Genomic DNA, 16,753 nt, shown 5'->3' with positions numbered 1-16,753 from the left:
GTCGTCGACTACTCGGGCGAGGCCCACTCGTTCCAGGACGCGACCTCGTCGCGCACGCTCGCGAGCTGGTCGGCCACGGCCTTCGGGCCCGTCGAGCCCGGCGTGGTCCGCCCCGCCAGCGCCCCGTCCACATCGAGCACGGCCTTCACGGACGGGTCCAGGTGCTCGGAGAGGCCCGCCAGGTCGGCGTCGGCGATCTCGTGCAGCTCGATGCCGCGCGATTCGCAGTGGGACACGCAGGCCCCGGCGATCTCGTGCGCCGAGCGGAACGGGATGCCCTTGCGCACCAGCCAGTCGGCGATCTCGGTCGCGAGGCTGAAGCCCCTCGGGGCCGACTCCCGCGGGACCTCGGTGTTGAACGCCATGGTCGCGACCATGCCGGTCACGGCCGGGAGCAGCAGCGCCAGGTTGTCCAGGGAGTCGAAGACCGGCTCCTTGTCCTCCTGGAGGTCCTTGTTGTAGGTGAACGGCAGGCCCTTGAGCGTCACCAACAGGCTCGTGAGGTTGCCGACCAGGCGCCCGGCCTTGCCGCGGGCGAGTTCGGCCACGTCCGGGTTCTTCTTCTGCGGCATGATCGACGAGCCGGTGGAGAACGCGTCGTCGAGCGTCACCCAGCCGAACTCGTGGCTCGACCAGAGGATGACCTCCTCGCCCAGGCGGGAGAGGTGGACGCCGATCATGGAGCAGATGAACAGTAGCTCGGCGGCGAAGTCGCGGTCGGAGACGCCGTCGAGCGAGTTCGCCACCGGCCGGTCGAAACCGAGCTCCTCGGCCACGGCGACCGGGTCGAGCGGCAGCGAGGAGCCCGACAGGGCCCCCGAGCCGAGCGGCGAGACGGCCGCGCGGGCGTCCCAGTCCCTCAGGCGGTCGAGGTCGCGCAGGAACCCTTGGGCGTGGGCGAGCAACTGGTGGCCCAAGGTGATCGGCTGCGCGTGCTGGAGGTGCGTCATGCCCGGCGCGGGCGCGTCCACGACGGCGGCGGCCTGCTCGGCGAGGGCGCTCACCAGCGCGGTCACGTCCGCGGCGAGGCCCCGGGCGTGGTCGCGGCAGTACAGGCGCAGGTCCGTGGCGATCTGGTCGTTGCGGCTGCGGCCGGCGCGGAGCTTCCCGCCGAGGTCGCCGAGGCGTTCGACCAGGCCCCTTTCGAGCGCGGTGTGCACGTCCTCGTCGGCGACGGTGCCGGTGAAGGCCCCGGAGGCGACGTCCTCGCCGAGCGCGTCGAGCGCCGCGATCATCCGCTCCAGTTCGGACTCGGTGAGCAGTCCGGCGCGGTGGAGGACGCGCGCGTGCGCCTTGGAGGCTTTGAGGTCGTACGGTGCCAGCCGCCAGTCGAAGCCGATCGAGGCGTTCAGGGCTTCGAGGGCGGCGGCGGGGCCGCCCGAGAAGCGGCCCCCCCACAGTTTCGTCATTCGGCGGCCTTGACCCGCTCGTTCCGGGCGGCGGCGAGCTTGGACGGCAGGCTCCACAGGTCGACGAAGCCGCGCGCGTTCGACTGGTCGAACGTGTCGCCCTCGTCGTAGGTGGCGAGGTCGAAGTCGTAGAGGCTGGCCTCGGAGCGGCGGCCGGTGACGGTGGCCTTGCCCGCGTGGAGGTTGAGCCGGATCTCGCCGGTCACGTGGGTCTGGACGTCCTCGATGAACGCCTCGAGGCTGTCCTTGAGCGGGGAGAACCACAGGCCGTCGTAGACCAGTTCGCCCCACCGCTGGTCGACGGTGCGCTTGAACCGGGCCTGCTCGCGTTCGATGGTGACGTTCTCGAGCTCCATGTGGGCGGCGATCAGGGCGATGCCGGCCGGGGACTCGTAGACCTCGCGGGACTTGATGCCGACGAGCCGGTCCTCGACCATGTCGATGCGGCCCACGCCCTGGGCGCCGGCGCGCCGGTTGAGCTCGTGGATGAGTTCGAACGCGGACTTCTCGACGCCGTCGAGGGCGACCGGGCGGCCGGACACGAAGGAGATGACGACCTCGTCGGCCTCGCGGGGCTCGGCGGGGTTCTGCGTGTACGCGTAGATGTCCTCGATGGGGCCGTTCCAGATGTCCTCCAGGAAGCCGGTCTCGACGGCCCGGCCGAACAGGTTCTGGTCGATCGAGTACGGGGACTTCTTGGTCACGTCGATCGGGAGGCTCTTCTCCTCGGCGAACGCGATGGCCTTGTCGCGGGTCCAGGCGAAGTCGCGGGCGGGGGCGACCACCTTCAGATGCGGGGCGAGGGCGGCGAGGCCGGCCTCGAACCGGACCTGGTCGTTGCCCTTGCCGGTGCAGCCGTGGGAGACGATCGTCGCCCCGTGCTGCTCGGCGGCGGCCACGAGGTGCTTGACGATGAGCGGCCGCGACAGGGCCGAGACCAGCGGGTAGCGGTCCATGTAGAGCGCGTTGGCGTACACGGCCGGGAAGCAGTAGTCGGCGGCGAACTCCTCGCGCGCGTCGACCACCTCTGCGGCGACGGCGCCGCAGCCCAGGGCCCGCTCCTTGATGGCGTCCATGTCCTCGCCGCCCTGGCCGACGTCGATGGCCACGGCGATGACCTCGGCGTCGAGCTGCTCGGCGAGGTACGGGATCGCGACGGACGTGTCGAGGCCGCCGGAGTAGGCGAGCACTACTTTCTCGGTCATTGCTGGTTCTCCTTGGCTGGTTTGACGGGCACCGACTGGGTGGTGGTGTAAGGGTCGGGCGCTTTGCCGGCCCAATGAAGCATCTGCTCGGCGACTTGGGCGCCGGTGACGCCGTCGCGCGCGATCACGGCGATGGTGTCGTCCCCGGCGATCGTCCCGATGACGTCGGCGAGGCCGGAGCGGTCGACGGCGCTGGCGAGGTACTGGGCCGCGCCGGGCGGGACGCGCAGGACGGCCATGTTCGCGGAGTGGTCGGCGCCGACGAGGAGTTCGCGCAGGAGCCGCTGGAGGCGGTCGGGGGCGTCCTCGGCGTCGCGCAGGGGCCGCTCGCCCTCGGCGAAGATCGAGTAGACCGCGCCGCCGCCGTCGGTGCCGCGGACCTTGACGGCGCCGAGTTCCTCGAGGTCGCGCGAGAGGGTCGCCTGGGTGGCCTCGATGCCGTCGGCGGCGAGGAGGTTCGCCAGTTCGGTCTGGGAGCGGACGGCGCCGGCCGAGATGTGCTCGACGATCCGGGCCTGCCGGGCGGCTTTCGTGGTGGGCTGATTCACGAGGCCTCCTGGAGGAGCCGGGCGAGGAGGGCCTTCTGGGCGTGGAGCCGGTTCTCGGCCTGGCAGAACACGCGCGAGCGGGGGCCGTCGATGACCTCGTCGGTGATCTCCTCGCCGCGGTGGGCCGGGAGGCAGTGGAGCACGATCGCGTCCTCGGCGGCGTGGCTCAGCAGGTCGTCGTTGAGCTGGTAGCGGTGGAGGTCGCCGAAGCGCTTCGCGCTGTCGGCCATGCCCATCGAGACCCACGCGTCGGTCGAGACGACGTCGGCGCCCTCGACGGCGGCGACCGGGTCGGTGGTGACGGTGACCGATCCGCCGGTCTCGGCGTTGATCGCGGCGGCGCGCTCCAGGACCGCGGCGGCGGGCTGGTAGTCCTCGGGGGCGCCGATGCGCACGTGCATCCCGGCGAGGGAGGCGGCGATGACGGTGGAGTTGCCCATGTTGAACGCGGCGTCGCCGATGTAGGCGATGCTCGTGCCCTTGAGCGGCTTGTGCTCGGCGACGGTCTGGAGGTCGGCGAGGAGCTGGCAGGGGTGCCAGCCGTCGGTGAGCGCGTTGACGACCGGGACGGTGGCGTGCTCGGCGAGTTCGGCGATCCGCTCGTCCCCGAAGGTGCGGATGACGATCGCGGAGACGTAGCGCGAGAGGACCCGGGCGGTGTCGGCGAGGGTCTCGCCGCGGCCGAGCTGCGTGGACTGGGAGTCGATGACGACGGAGTGGCCGCCGAGTTCGGCGATGCCGATGTCGAAGGACAGCCGGGTCCGGGTGGAGGGCTTCTCGAAGATCACCGCGACGGACTGGGGGCCGGCGAGGGCACGGTAGGCGTAGCGGTGGGCCTTCATCTGCGCGGCGAGTTCGAGGACCTCGGCCTGCTGGGCGGTGGTGAGGTCGTCGTCTTTGAGGAAGTGCTTGAGGGTCACGGTCGGCCTCCGGGCAGTGGCAGGACCTCGTCGAGGGCTTCGAGGAGCTTGTCGCAGAACGCGTCGAGTTCGGCCCGGGTGATGGTCAGCGGCGGGGCGATGCGGACGGTGTCGGGGCGGGGCGCGTTGGCGAGCACGCCGAGTCCGATGAGGTGCGCGACGGCCTCGCCGGCGACCGGTTCGGACAGGCCGATGCCGCGCCACAGGGCCTGACCGCGGATCTCGGTGACGCGAGGGTCGGCGAGGAGCCGGGCGTCGAGGTGCTCGCCGAGGGCGAGGACGTTCGCGAAGAGGTGCTCGCGTTCGATCGTATCGATCACGGCGAGGGAGGCGGCGCACGCGATCGGGTTGCCGCCGAAGGTGGAGCCGTGGACGCCCTTGGCGAACAGGGCGGCGGTCGCGTCGGTCGCGAGGACGGCGCCGATCGGGACGCCGCCGCCCAGGCCCTTGGCGAGGGTCACGACGTCGGGGACGATCCCTTCGGCGTGGTGGGCGAACCAGGCGCCGGTGCGCCCGAACCCGGACTGGATCTCGTCGAGGACCAGGAGCGCGTCGTGCTCGGCGGTGAGCGCCCGCGCGCCCGCGAGGTACCCGGCGGGGGCGGGGACGATGCCCGTCTCCCCTTGGGTCGGTTCGAGGAAGACCGCGGCGACCGTGCCGTCCACGGCGGCCTTGAGGGCGTCGAGGTCGCCGTAGGGCACGAACACGACCTCGCGCCCGAGCGGCTCGAACGGCTCGCGGATCGCGGCCTTCCCGGTGATCGATAGGGCCCCGAGCGAGCGGCCGTGGAAGCCGTTCTCGGTGGCGACGATCCGGCTCTTGCCGGTGGCGTTGCCGTGGAGGATCGCGAGCTTGAGCGCGGCCTCGTTCGCCTCGGTCCCGGAGTTGCACAGGAAGACCTTGCCGGGGTTGCCCCACAGGTCGAGGAGCTTCTCGGCGAGTTCGACCTCCTTCTCGTGCAGGAAGAGGTTCGAGGTGTGGGCGAGCCGGGCGGCCTGGACGCTGACGGCCTCGACCAGCGCCGGGTGGTCGTGCCCGAGGCTGGAGACGGCGATGCCGCCGATCATGTCGAGGTAGGCGTTGCCGTCCACGTCGGTGACGGTGCGGCCCTCGCCTTCGCGCAGGGCCACCGGCGGCAGGCCGTAGTTGCCCATGAGGGACGCGGCGTACCGGGCCTTGATCTGCTCCGAATAGGTCATTTCGCCTCCACGACCATGGTGCCGACGCCGTCGGAGGTGAAGATCTCCAGCAGGGTCGAATGGGGGACGCGCCCGTCGATGACGTGCGCCTGGGGGACCCCGCCCTTGACCGCCCGCAGGCAGGCCTCCATCTTCGGGACCATGCCCGACTGGAGCGAGGGCAGCAGGCCGGCGAGCCGGTCGGTGCTGATCTGGCGCAGCAGGGAGTTCTTGTCCGGCCAGTCCTCGTAGAGCCCTTCGACGTCGGTGAGGACGATGAGCTTCTGCGCGCCGAGGGCCTCGGCCAGGGCGGCGGCGGCGGTGTCGGCGTTGAGGTTGTAGAGGATGCCGTCGTGGTCGAGCGCCACCGTGGAGACCACGGGGATGCGCCCGGCGTCGATGAGGTCGTCGACCGCGGCGGTGTTGACCGAGGCCACGTCGCCGACGCGGCCGACGTCGACCTGCTCGCCGTCCACATCGGCCCAGCGGCGCTTGGCGGTGAACAGCTGGGCGTCCTCGCCGGACATGCCGACGGCGAACGGCCCGTGGTTGTTGATCAGGCCCACCAGTTCGCGCCCGACCTGGCCGACCAGGACCATGCGGACCACGTCGGCGGCCTCGGGGGTGGTCACGCGCAGGCCGCCTTTGAACTCCGAGGCGATGTCGAGCCGTGCGAGCATGGAGGAGATCTGCGGGCCGCCGCCGTGGACGACCACGGGCTTGATGCCGACGTAGTGGAGGAACACCATGTCGGCGGCGAACGCGGCCTGGAGCTCGGGGTTGATCATGGCGTTGCCGCCGTACTTGACCACCACGATGGAGCCGGTGAAGCGCTGGAGCCATGGGAGGGCCTCGATGAGGGTCTCCGCCTTGCCGAGCGCGGACTTCAGGTGCGGCGCGAGGTCTTCGAGGCCGTTGTCTGCAAAGCTCATGTGCTGTACGCCGAATTCTCGTGGACGTAGTCGTGGGACAGGTCGTTGGTCCAGACGGTGGCCGAGGCCGCTCCGTTGTGGAGGTCGATGTCGATCCGCACGTCGCGGCCCGCCAGGTCGACGAGGTCGCGCGGCTTGCCGGCGGCGCCGGCCTTGCAGATCTGGACGCCGTTGACGGCGACGTCGACCTCGTCGGCGTCGAAGGGCGACTTGGAGACGCCGACGGCCGCGAGGATGCGGCCCCAGTTCGGGTCGCCGCCGAACATCGCGGTCTTGACGAGGCTGTCGCGGGCCACGCAGCGGGCGACCTCGACCGCGTCGTCCTCGGTCTCGGCCCCGGCCACGGTGATCGCGATGTCCTTGGTGGAGCCCTCGGCGTCGGTCAGGAGCTGCTTCGCGAGGTCCTTGCACAGGTCGGTGAGCGCGGTGATGAACTCGTCCGCCTCGGCCTCGACGCCGGAGGCGCCGGAGGCGAGCAGGAGCACGGTGTCGTTGGTGGACATCGAGCCGTCGGAGTCGAGCCGGTCGAAGGAGTACCGGCAGGCGGTGCCGATCGCGGCATTCGCGAGGTCGGCGTCGACCACGGCGTCGGTGGTGAGGACCACGAGCATCGTGGCGAGCCCGGGGGCGAGCATCCCCGCGCCCTTGGCGATGCCGCCCACGGTCCACCCGGCCGGACTGGCGACGGCCGCGTTCTTCGCGACGGTGTCGGTGGTCATGATCGCGGTCGCGGCGGCCTCGCCGCCGTCCTCGGCGAGGGCCGCGGCCGCGGCCTCCACGCCGGGAAGGAGCTTGTCCATGGGGAGGCGCTCGCCGATGAGGCCGGTGGAGCAGACCGCGATCTCGGCGGCGCCGCAGCCGAGGAGCGCGGCGGTCTTCTCGGCGGTGGCGTGCGTGTCCTGGAAGCCCTCGGGGCCGGTGCAGGCGTTGGCGCCGCCGGAGTTGAGCACCACGGCCTTGAGCCGGCCGTAGGTGATGACCTGCTGGGACCACTTGACCGGGGCGGCCTTGACGCGGTTGCCGGTGAAGCGGCCCGCGGCGACCTGGAGCGGGCCCTCGTTGACGACCAAGGCGACATCGGGCTTACCGGAGGCCTTGAGCCCGGCGGTGACACCGGAGGCCTTGAAGCCCTTGGGGGTCGTGACGCTCACGGTGCCACTCCGTTCACGGTGAGTCCGGCGGTCTCGGGCAGGCCGAGCATGAGGTTCGCGCACTGGACGACCTGACCGGCCGCGCCCTTGCCGAGGTTGTCGATCGCGGAGGTGACGACGATCCGGCCGGAGTCCTTGTCCACCGTGCCCTGGAGCAGGGCCACGTTGGTGCCGTAGGTCGAGGCGGTCGCGGGCCACTGGCCCTCCCGCAGGACCTGCACGAACGGCTCGCCGTCGTAGGCCTTCGCGAGCGCGGCGCGCACGTCGGCGGCGGTCGCGTCGGCGGTCGGCTTGGCGGTGACGGTCGCGATGATGCCGCGCGGCATGGGCGCCAACAGCGGGGTCATCGAGAGCGAGGTCGCCCCGGAGGCCTGCTTGACCTCGGGGACGTGCTGGTGGGCGCCGACCTTGTACGCGCTCATCGAGCCCATGATCTCGGTGGCGAGCAGGTGCTTCTTCGGGGCGTTGCCCGCGCCGGAGGTGCCGGAGGCGGCCACGACCACGACGTCGTCGGCCGCGGCGATCCCGGCGTCCAGGAGCGGGCGCAGGCCGAGGATGGCGGCGACGGCGTAGCAGCCGGTCGCGGCGACCCGGGTCGCGGCGGCGACGGCCTCGCGCTGGCCGGGCAGTTCGGGCAGGCCGTAGGTCCAGGTCCCGGCGTGGGGGCCGGGGTAGTAGGCCTCCCAGGCGGCGGCGTCCTCGAGCCGGTGGTCGGCGCCGAGGTCGACGATCTTCTGGTCGGCGGGGAGCTGCGCGGCGAGGGCGGCGGACTGGCCGTGCGGGAGGGTCATGATGACCAGGTCGGCGCCCGCGAAGGCCTCCGGGGAGGTCGGGGTGAATCGTCGTGAGCCGTACGAGGTGAGGTGGGGGTGGACTGCGGTGATGTATTCACCGGCGTTGCTGTGCGCGCCCGCGGCGACGACGTCGAGCTGCGGGTGGTCGGCGAGCAGCCGCAGCACCTCGCCCCCCGCGTAACCGCTGGCACCCGCCACGGCGACCTGGTACGTCACTGGAAACCTCCGGGTTGAATGACTATGCACAGAACTGTATCAGCATTCAACGAAGGCGCGAAAGCGAGATTCCGCGGTGTGGGACGTGTCCTATCGTCCCTGTTCGCGGGCGAAGATCGCCGCCTGGACGCGGCTGGAGAGGCCGAGTTTCGCCAGGACGCGCGTCACATGGGACTTGACGGTGGCCTCGGCCATGCCGAGCGCGGCCCCGATGTCGGCGTTCGACAGGCCCTCGCCGATGAGCGCGAGGACCTCCCGCTCGCGCGGGGTCAGGCCCGCCAGGCCCGCGTCGTCGACACTGATGGGCGCGTAGGCGGGGCGCGAGCGGCCGAACTCGGCGATGAGGCCCCGGGTGACGGCCGGGGAGATGAGGCCGTCCCCGCGCGCGACGGTCCGCACCGCCTCCACGAGCGTCGCGGCGTCGGCGTCCTTGAGGAGGAACCCGCTGGCGCCGGCGCGCAGGGCGTCGAAGACGTTGGCGTCGTCGCTGTAGCTGGTCAGGACCAGGACGTCGGCGACGCCGCGCAGCTCGGCCGCGGCGGCGATGCCGTCCTTGCGGGGCATCCGGATGTCCATGACGACCACGTCCGGGCGCAGTTCCCTCGCGAGCGCGACCGCTTCGACGCCGTCGGCGGCCTCGCCGACCACCACGATGTCCTCGGCGCCCTCGCCGTTGGCGCTCTCCAGCAGCATCCGCAGACCCGCGCGCACCGCGGCGTGGTCGTCGGCCAGCAGGACCCTGGTCATCGGCTCGCTCTCCTCGTCTCGGTCACAGGACGCCTCCGGTGGGGATCTCGGCGCGGACCCGCCACCGGTCGCCGACGGGACCGGCGCGCACCGCGCCGCCGAGGAGGCGCACGCGCTCGGTCATGCCGATCAGCCCCGCTCCCCCGCCGGGCACCGGGTCGGCCCCGGCGTGCACCGCGTTCTCCACCGTGACCGTCAGCCGCTCGGGCTCGTAGGCGATGGCGACGGCCGCGTCCGCACCGTACTTGAGGGCGTTGGTGAGCGACTCCTGCACCACCCGGTAGGCGCTCAACTCGACCTCGCCGGGGACCTCGCGCTCGGGCCCCTCCACGGCGAAGTCCACTTTGAGGCCGACCGCGCGCATCCGCTCGACGAGGCCGGGCACCTGGTCGAGCCGGAAGGACGCCAGCTCCTCGCCCTCGTCCCCGGCCCGCAGCAGGCCGATGATGCGCCGCAGTTCGGCCAGGCCCTCGACGCTGCTGGCGCGGATCGCCGCCACCGAGGTGCGCAGCGTCTCCGGGTCCAGGTCCCGGCGGGCCTGGAGCGCCGTGGACTGGAGGGCGATCGCCGAGAGGTAGTTCGCGACGGTGTCGTGCAGCTCCCGGGCCATGCTCGTGCGCTCGCGCAGCACCGCCTCGCGCCGGCGCGCGTCGGCCAGGCGCGCGGTCTGCTCGGCCCGCTCGGCCTCCAGGCTCGCCCGGTCGTGGGCCTGGCGCACGATGATGCCGGTGCCGATCGGCGACAGCAGGATGACCGCCCCGAGCGCGGCGGTGCTCACCACGCCGCCCACGTCCTTGCCGTCCATGATGCTCAAGGCCCCGAAGCCGAGGATCACCAGCGCCAGGATCGGGGCCAGGACGCGGATCCTCGTGCGCGGGCCGTAGCGCGCGAAGGCGTAGAGGTTGTCGGTGTAGATGCAGACGGTCGCCAGGGCGATGCCGATGACCAGCTCGGTGCCGAAGCCGATCGAGCCGATCACGAGGGCCCAGCCGGGGGACGCGCGGCGGATGACCACGCCGAGGCAGACGAGCACCAGCGGGATGAACCGCACCTGCGTCGGCACGTCGTCGATCAGCCGCTCGTAGCTGCCCAGGCCGGTCAGGACCGATCCGGCCGCGAGCAGGACGACGGCGGCGATGAGGTCGCCGCGCCGGATGCGGCGCAGCAGGTTGGGCGGGCCGGTCATCTGCCCATCCCATCATGGCCGCGGCCCCGCGGCCTCGGTCCGGTTGGGGAACCGGCCTCCGACTTTGGTCGCACCCGCCGCGACCGCCCCTGCGACCGAGGTCCATCATGTTCCGGTGTACGAACCGAAGCTTCCCTCAGCGGACGGCACCCCTGACCGGCCCGAATGGGACCGGTATTCCGGAATCCTCCGCACTTTCGTGATGGGCAACGCGCTCGTGGCGTTCGCCCTCGAACTCGCGATGCTCGCCTTCGTCGGGTGGTGGGCGCTCAGTCTCGACCTCGCCTTCTGGGCCCGGCTGCTCATCGCGGTCGGCGCGGTCGGGGCCCTGGTGACGGCGTGGGGCCTGTTCGCCGCTCCGAAGGCGCGCGTGAAGCTGCCGACGCTCGGCGTCGCGGCGGTCAAGGCGGTCGCGTTCGGTTCCGGGGCGCTGGCCCTGTGGGGCCTGGGCTTCGCGGCGGCGGCGCTCGCGTTCGCGATACTCGCAGCGGTGAACACCGCGGCGGTGACCTACGTCAGAAGGCGGCGCTGAAGGCGGTCGCCACCAGGCCGAACGCGTCCAGGACCTGACGCGACTCGACGTCCGAGAGGCGCAGCAGCACGGTGGCGCCGAGCCAGAAAACGACGTACAGCGCGAGGACCGCGGAAGCGACCAGCCCGATGCAGCCGAGCACGATCCCGGTCACTGCGAGGCCCGCGCCCCGCTCGCCGCGCCGCTGGATCTGCCCCCTCGCGATCCCGCCGAAGACGATGCCGAGGATCGCGAACGGCGCGAACAGCCCCAGCGCACCGGTGACGGTCGCCGCGACGGCGAGCGGGTTGAGCGGCAGACGCGGGGCGTCGAGGAGCGCGAACGACGGCGGATAGGGCTCGAATTCCGGCGGCTCCGAGGCCGCGTCCGGGGACGCGGGACCTTCGGTGCGGTCTTCGAGGGCGTCATCCTGGAAGGCGTTGTCTTGGGCAGTGCGGTCTTGGAAGGCCGGGTCGGACGGCATCGGGGCACCTCGGGTGGGAGGAAGGGGCAGTCGCTCGAGTGTAGACGCCCGGCCCGGGCGCGGCCGGTGCCGTGACGGGGCTGTGGATCAGAAGGCGGCGGCGACCAGCGCGTTCACCGCGTCGATCGTCCAGGTGGGGTCGCTCGTGGGCCAGTCGGTCTTGTCGATCTCGTTGACGGCCGTGGCGAAGAGGCCCACGACGGCGATGAAGTACAGGATCCAGAACACGGTCGCGGCCACGCCGATCCAGCCGAGCACGATCCCGGCGGTCGCCATGCCCTCGCCCTGCTCGCCGCGCTCGCGGATCTGGCGCTTGGCGATCATCCCGAAGATGAGCGCGAGGATCGAGATCGGGTTGCACGCCCCGACGCACCCCATGACCAGAGCGGCGATCGCGAGCCCGTTCGTCGGGCGCGGCGGCGGGTACGCGTACGGCGGGTAGGGCGCGTACGGCGGAGGCGGCTGCTGCGGTTGCGGCTCTTGGAAGTAGGGATCGGGCGTGGACATCGCTGGCACCTCTCGGACGGCTCGGGCCACACCAGCTTAAGCGGTCGTCGCCCGCCCCACCGGTCACCGCGGTCCCCGCGTTCCCGCGCATGGAGCGCTCGCGTTCCAGCAGCGGCACGCAGGCCCACCACAGGAACGTCGCGACGGCCCAGCCGGTCGCGGCCCCGCAGATCGTGTCGGTGAGCCAGTGGGCGTGCTGCCAGTTCCTGGCGAGCATCATCGCGAGCGTCAGCGCCGCCGCGACCGGCCACCAGTACCGCAGGCGCCGGGCCGGGACCGCCACGACGGCGACGACGACCACGAACGCGGCCATCCGGGCGCTGTGGCCGGACGGGAACGCCGACGAGGCGGTCGCGACCATGATGTCGGCCGGGCGGGGGCGCTCGGCGACGGTCTTGAACAGGTCGACCACGAGCGAGGCCGACGCGATCGCGGCGCAGGCGTAGACCGCCGAGCGCCAGCGGCGCGACAGCAGCAGCGCGAGGATCCCGGCGACGATGACGACCAGGCCGGCCTTGCCGCCGAACCGGTCGAAGGCGGAGGCGATCTGCCAGGCGAGTCCCGAGTCGGGGCCGCCGACGAGGTCGTTCCACCGGTCGTCGAGGCCCTGCCAGGGCGGGCCGGCCGGAGCCGCGCGGACCCAGATCGCGTCGCCGAGCACCCCCAGCGGGATCGCGATCGCGAGCGCCAGGAGGAGGCGGGAGCGCGGGAAGGCGTTCGGGGTCATGGCGGTGATCGTAGCGGTCCGGTTCAGCACCAGGGCCAGCCGCAGCCCGGCGTGGTCGGTTCGGGTTCGGGCTCGGTGGTGGGCGGATCCGGTTCGGGTTCGGCGCTGGTCGGCTCCGGATCGGGTTCGGGGTCCGGCTCGGGCTCGGCACTCGTCGCCTCGGGCGTGGGCGAGTCGGATTCGCTCGGGGACTCCGAGGGCGAGGCGGCGCAGGCCTCGTCGTCGGGGTTGGCCTGGCAGTACGGGCTGTCGGGGTCGATCCGGCCCTCGTCGTCGACGATGCCGTCGGTGAGGTCGTCGCCGGCGCCCGAGGCCCCTGGCAGTTGCTGCGCCTCGTAGCCGTTCACGGCGATGGCGGTGTCGATGACGTTGCGCCACAGCGGTATGCCTCCGCCGTCGGCGGCCGCGGCGCCGTTGGCCCAGGCGGCGACGCTCAGCTGCGGGATGGCGCCGACGAACCAGGACTGCGTGGTCGTGCCGTGGTAGTCGGCGGCGACGGCGAAGAAGTCGCGGTCGGCGATGGCCTCGCTCCGGCCGAGCCCGATGAACTGGAGGTCCTGGGCGGTGGTCGCGGCGACGGCCTGGTCGGTGCGGATGCCCTGGACGGGTTCGACCGCGCGGTCGTCGCCGTCGAGGACGCGGTCGACGAAGTGGGTCTCGGCGTGGACGCCGCCCGCGGCGATGGTCGCGTAGACCCCGGCCATGTCGAGGACGCTGACGGGGTAGACGCCGAAGCCGGCGGCGTCCAGGCCCTCGTAGTCGCCCTCGGCGAGGTCGCGGACGGTGCCGTCGTGGTCGGCGATGGCGTTGAGGCCCATGCCTTCGGCGGTGTCGAGCACGGCTTCGACCCCGTATTCGGCGGCGACGGCGTCCATGGCGTCGGGCCTGGACTCGCGCACCGCCGCGGCGAGGGTGACGTCCTCGGCGCCGTCGCGCCACCACGACTCGATGGAGGCGCCGGCTTCGAGCGCGGTCGCGGCGGTGACCATGTCGAACACCGAGGACGGCGGGTGCGGCGACTCGGCGCCGATGAGGTCGGCGCCGGCGGCCTCCTCGGCGCCGTAGTAGCACAGGACCGCGCCGGTGCCCGGTTCGACGGCGACGACCCCGGCCTCGCCGGAGGTCTCCTCGGCGGCGTCCTGGAGCGCCCGGTCGAGGGTGAGGACCACGCGCAGGCCCTCGGGGCGGGTCTGCGCGTCGTAGAGGTCCTCGGCGCTCAGGCCGTAGCGGGCCTGGAGTTCGGCGTGGACGGTCGCGACGAGGCTCGGGTGGCGGTCGGCGAAGTCGGCCGGGAGCGCCTGGCCGTCGGCGTACAGGAGCGCGGCGTCCTCGGCCGACTCGTCGGCGGGGAGGGTCTCGGGGAGGTTGCCGAGGACCATCGAGACGCCGACGGCGACCACGAGGCCCACCGCGCCCGCGACCGACAGGTGCAACCGATTGAACCGCAGGTCGCGCAGTCTCCCGGGGAGGGCGTCGTGGAAGGGCAGCGCGAAGACGGCCGACGGGGTCGCGCGCCGCCGTCCGCTGTAGGCGGGGCCGCGGCCGGCCCTGTGACCGCCCGGTCGGCCGCCTTCGGGTCCGGTCCGCCCCCGACGCCTGCCAACGTGAGAGGGGTTCCCGTATTTCACAGTACGTACCTTAAAAGGTGCGGACCATACGACAAGCCCCGGCTCCGGCCCTACTGCCTAAACCCATGTGACACGGACAAGTCACGGAAGCACGGCGGCGCGGCACCACCGCTGTGGTGCCGCGCCGCGGGGACTTCGAGCGCCTATTCGCGGATCGCCGCGCCGAAGCGGTCGGCGGCCACGGCCACGGCCGCGTCGCGCACGGCCACACCCTCCTCGTTGGTGAGGGTCCGGTCCGCGGCGCGCAGCTCCAGCTTGAACGCGAGGGACTTGCGGTCCTCGCCGAGCTTCGCGTCCCGGTAGACGTCGAACAGCCGCAGCGAGTCGAGCAGGTCGCCCGCGCCCTCGCGCAGGGCCGCCTCGACTTCACCGGCCGGGACCGGCTCGGCCACCACGACGGCGACGTCGATGAGCGTGGCCGGGAAGTGCGAGACCACCGGCGCGGGGGCGAGGTCCTGCAACGGCAGCGCGGACAGGTCCAGCTCCATCGCGGCGGTGCGCCGCGGCAGGCCGAGGCGCTCGCAGACCTCCGGGTGCAGCTCGCCGGCGTAGCCGACCGGGACGCCGCCGACCCGCAGCTCGGCGCAGCGGCCGGGGTGCCACGGCGCGGCTTCGCCTTGGGCGACTTCGAGTTCCACACCGGACGCGGCGGCGACGACCTCGGCGGCCTCGACCGCGTCGGCCCAGTCCACGGCGCGACCGGCCGTGTCCACGCCGGCGGGCACGGCCTGGCCGCACAGCACCGCGGCCACGTGCCGCGGCTGCACCGGCAGGCGCAGGACCGCGGCCGCGATCGCCTCGTCCTCGGGGCGCTTCGAGACGGGAAGGTCCACGACGTCGAGCTCGGTCCAGCCGTCGGCGGGCTGGAAGACCAGGCCCTCCTCGAAGACCGCGAGGTCGCGCGCGCCGCGCGCCAGGTTGGTCCTGACGGCGTTCACGAGGCTCGCGAGCACCGTGGTCCGCAGCAGCGGCGCGGCGTCGTCGAGCGGGTTGAGCACCGCGACGGCCTCGCGCTGCGGGTCCTTCTCGTCCAGACCGAGTTCGTCGGCGCGCTCGCGCGAGACGAACGGGAACGTGTAGGTCTCCACGAAGCCGTTGTCCGCCAAGGCGCGCGCGACGCGGCGGCGGCGCCGCTGCGAGGAGGTCAGGCCGGTCCCGGCGATCGCGCGCGGGATGCTGGAGGGGATGTGGCCGTAGCCGTGGAGGCGGGCCACCTCCTCGACCAGGTCCACCGGGTCGGTCAGGTCGGGGCGCCAGGGCGCGGGCGTCACCGTGAGGATCTCGTCGCCCTCGACGGCGCAACCGGCGGCTTCGAGCATCTCGATGACCAGGGCCCGGTCGTAGTCGACGCCGATGGTCTTCGACGGCAGGTCCACCGGGAGCGTGATCGGCGCGATCGGCTTGCGGCGGTCCACGTCGGCGACCTCGTCCACGAGCGTCCCGCCGCCGTACTCCACGAGCAGGTCGGCCGCGCGCTGGGCGGCGAGCAGCGACAGCGCCGCGTCCGCGCCGCGCTCGTAGCGCTTGGAGGCCTCGGAGGTGAGCCTGTGCCGCCGCGAGGTGCGCGCGATCGACACCGGGTCCCAGTGCGCCGCTTCGATGAGCACGTCGCGCGTGGCCGGCCCGACCTCGGAGGTCTGGCCGCCCATGACGCCGGCGAGCGAGAGCGGGCCGGTCGCGTCGCAGATGACCATGTCCTCGGGGTCGAGGGCGCGCTCCACGTCGTCGAGGGTCTTGAGCTTCTCCCCCGCCTTCGCCCGGCGCACGACCAGGCCCTCTCGCAGCGCGTCGAGGTCGAAGGCGTGCAGCGGGTGCCCCAGTTCGAGCATGAGGTAGTTCGTGACGTCCACGGCCAGGCCCAGCGGGCGCATCCCGGCCTGGACGAGCCGCTTGGCCATCCACTCGGGGGCCTCGGCGTTCGCGTCCACGCCGCGCACGGCGCGCAGCGTGAAGCGGGTGCAGCCGTCGGTCTCCACCGCGAGCGGGAACGGCGGCTCGCCGGTGGCGGCCGGCTCGACCGTCTTCGCGGCCGGGTCTTTGAAGGCCACGCCGAGGCGGTGGGCCACCTCGCGGGCGATGCCGCGCACCGAGAAGCAGTAGCCCATGTCCGGGGTGATCGCCAACTCGAACACCACGTCGTCCAGGCCCACCACCGGCCGGGCGTCCTCGCCCACGGTGCCCTCGGGCAGGACGATGATGCCGGCGTGCTCGTCGGAGACGCCCAGTTCGCGCTCGGAGCAGATCATGCCGTCCGACAGGCGCCCGTAGGTCTTGCGCGAGCCGATCTTGAAGCCGCCGGGCAGCTCGGCGCCCGGCAGCGCGACCACGACGAGGTCGCCCTCAGCGAAGTTCCGCGCGCCGCAGATGATCGAGCGCGGCTCGGCCTCGCCGACCTCGACCCAGCAGTGGCGGATCGGCTTCTTGAACTCGGTCAGCTCCTCGATCGAGGCGACCCGGCCCACCACGAGCGGGCCGGTGACGCGACCGCGCAGGTCGTCCACCTCCTCGACCTCGAGGCCGGCCTCGACCAGCGCGGCGTCGAGCGCCTCGGTGGTCAGGTCGGCGGGCAGGTCGGCGTACTCGGCGAGCCAGGAGACGGGAATCCTCATC

General features: G+C 72.7%; 15 protein-coding genes and 1 pseudogene. 1 reads left to right on the top strand and 15 read right to left on the bottom strand.

The genetic code is table 11. From position 1 onward, the window contains the following. Positions 1 to 8: 8 nt before the first annotated feature. From argH to IF12_RS0113960, 10 genes are all read right to left on the bottom strand, one after another. A complete protein-coding gene (gene argH, locus IF12_RS0114005) occupies positions 9 to 1,409 on the bottom strand; it encodes an argininosuccinate lyase (protein ID WP_030159282.1) in 1,401 nt (466 codons plus the stop codon). Then, positions 1,406 to 2,614, bottom strand: a complete 1,209-nt coding sequence (locus IF12_RS0114000; RefSeq protein ID WP_030159280.1) for an argininosuccinate synthase — start codon at positions 2,612 to 2,614, stop codon at positions 1,406 to 1,408. The genes argH and IF12_RS0114000 overlap by 4 nt, the downstream gene beginning before the upstream one ends. Further along, a complete protein-coding gene (locus tag IF12_RS0113995) occupies positions 2,611 to 3,162 on the bottom strand; it encodes an arginine repressor (RefSeq protein ID WP_035749089.1) in 552 nt (183 codons plus the stop codon). The genes IF12_RS0114000 and IF12_RS0113995 overlap by 4 nt, the downstream gene beginning before the upstream one ends. Continuing rightward, on the bottom strand, positions 3,159 to 4,082 hold the full coding sequence (argF, locus tag IF12_RS0113990) for an ornithine carbamoyltransferase (protein WP_030159276.1): 924 nt from the start codon (positions 4,080 to 4,082) through the stop codon (positions 3,159 to 3,161). Before argF ends, IF12_RS0113995 begins: the two co-directional genes overlap by 4 nt. Continuing rightward, positions 4,079 to 5,281, bottom strand: coding sequence for an acetylornithine transaminase (locus IF12_RS0113985; RefSeq protein WP_030159273.1), 1,203 nt, complete (start codon positions 5,279 to 5,281; stop codon positions 4,079 to 4,081). The genes argF and IF12_RS0113985 overlap by 4 nt, the downstream gene beginning before the upstream one ends. After that, positions 5,278 to 6,192: an acetylglutamate kinase gene (gene argB / locus IF12_RS0113980; protein WP_030159271.1), complete on the bottom strand. Its 915-nt coding sequence runs from the start codon at positions 6,190 to 6,192 to the stop codon at positions 5,278 to 5,280. Before argB ends, IF12_RS0113985 begins: the two co-directional genes overlap by 4 nt. After that, positions 6,189 to 7,343, bottom strand: coding sequence for a bifunctional glutamate N-acetyltransferase/amino-acid acetyltransferase ArgJ (gene argJ, locus IF12_RS0113975; RefSeq protein WP_030159270.1), 1,155 nt, complete (start codon positions 7,341 to 7,343; stop codon positions 6,189 to 6,191). Before argJ ends, argB begins: the two co-directional genes overlap by 4 nt. After that, entirely contained in the window at positions 7,340 to 8,353 is a 1,014-nt protein-coding gene (argC, locus tag IF12_RS0113970; protein ID WP_030159269.1) for an N-acetyl-gamma-glutamyl-phosphate reductase, read from the bottom strand. The genes argJ and argC overlap by 4 nt, the downstream gene beginning before the upstream one ends. A gap of 90 nt (positions 8,354 to 8,443) precedes the next feature. Then, positions 8,444 to 9,100 carry a response regulator transcription factor gene (locus IF12_RS0113965; RefSeq protein WP_030159268.1) on the bottom strand — a complete coding sequence of 219 codons (657 nt, stop codon included), beginning with the start codon at positions 9,098 to 9,100 and terminating at the stop codon, positions 8,444 to 8,446. 22 nt (positions 9,101 to 9,122) lie between these two features. Next, positions 9,123 to 10,286 (bottom strand): sensor histidine kinase, encoded by a 1,164-nt coding sequence (locus IF12_RS0113960; protein ID WP_030159266.1) that lies wholly within the window; start codon positions 10,284 to 10,286, stop codon positions 9,123 to 9,125. A 115-nt stretch (positions 10,287 to 10,401) separates the two neighbouring features. Between IF12_RS0113960 and IF12_RS25020 the strand changes: the two genes are divergently transcribed. Next, positions 10,402 to 10,818 (top strand): YrdB family protein, encoded by a 417-nt coding sequence (locus tag IF12_RS25020; protein ID WP_197034719.1) that lies wholly within the window; start codon positions 10,402 to 10,404, stop codon positions 10,816 to 10,818. Here the strand turns inward: IF12_RS25020 and IF12_RS24205 are convergent. The 5 genes and pseudogenes from IF12_RS24205 to pheT all read right to left on the bottom strand — a co-directional run bounded on the left by IF12_RS24205 (position 10,802) and on the right by pheT (position 16,752). After that, positions 10,802 to 11,281 carry a DUF4190 domain-containing protein gene (locus IF12_RS24205; protein ID WP_051704381.1) on the bottom strand — a complete coding sequence of 160 codons (480 nt, stop codon included), beginning with the start codon at positions 11,279 to 11,281 and terminating at the stop codon, positions 10,802 to 10,804. The genes IF12_RS25020 and IF12_RS24205 overlap by 17 nt on opposite strands. A gap of 87 nt (positions 11,282 to 11,368) precedes the next feature. Continuing rightward, positions 11,369 to 11,788, bottom strand: coding sequence for a DUF4190 domain-containing protein (locus tag IF12_RS0113945; RefSeq protein ID WP_051704380.1), 420 nt, complete (start codon positions 11,786 to 11,788; stop codon positions 11,369 to 11,371). 184 nt (positions 11,789 to 11,972) lie between these two features. Next, positions 11,973 to 12,515: pseudogene (locus IF12_RS27245) on the bottom strand (phosphatase PAP2 family protein); the annotation flags it as partial. 23 nt (positions 12,516 to 12,538) lie between these two features. Continuing rightward, a complete protein-coding gene (locus tag IF12_RS0113935; protein ID WP_030159252.1) occupies positions 12,539 to 13,948 on the bottom strand; it encodes a penicillin-binding transpeptidase domain-containing protein in 1,410 nt (469 codons plus the stop codon). Between the two features lie 338 nt (positions 13,949 to 14,286). Beyond that, positions 14,287 to 16,752 carry a phenylalanine--tRNA ligase subunit beta gene (gene pheT, locus IF12_RS0113930; RefSeq protein WP_030159250.1) on the bottom strand — a complete coding sequence of 822 codons (2,466 nt, stop codon included), beginning with the start codon at positions 16,750 to 16,752 and terminating at the stop codon, positions 14,287 to 14,289. Position 16,753 lies beyond the last annotated feature (1 nt).

This window comes from Glycomyces sp. NRRL B-16210 (genome assembly GCF_000719515.1).
In the GTDB taxonomy this organism is placed as follows: Bacteria; Actinomycetota; Actinomycetes; order Mycobacteriales; family Micromonosporaceae; genus Glycomyces.
Note: the sequence above shows the minus strand (reverse complement) of the source record. Positions and strands in the feature narration are given on the sequence as shown.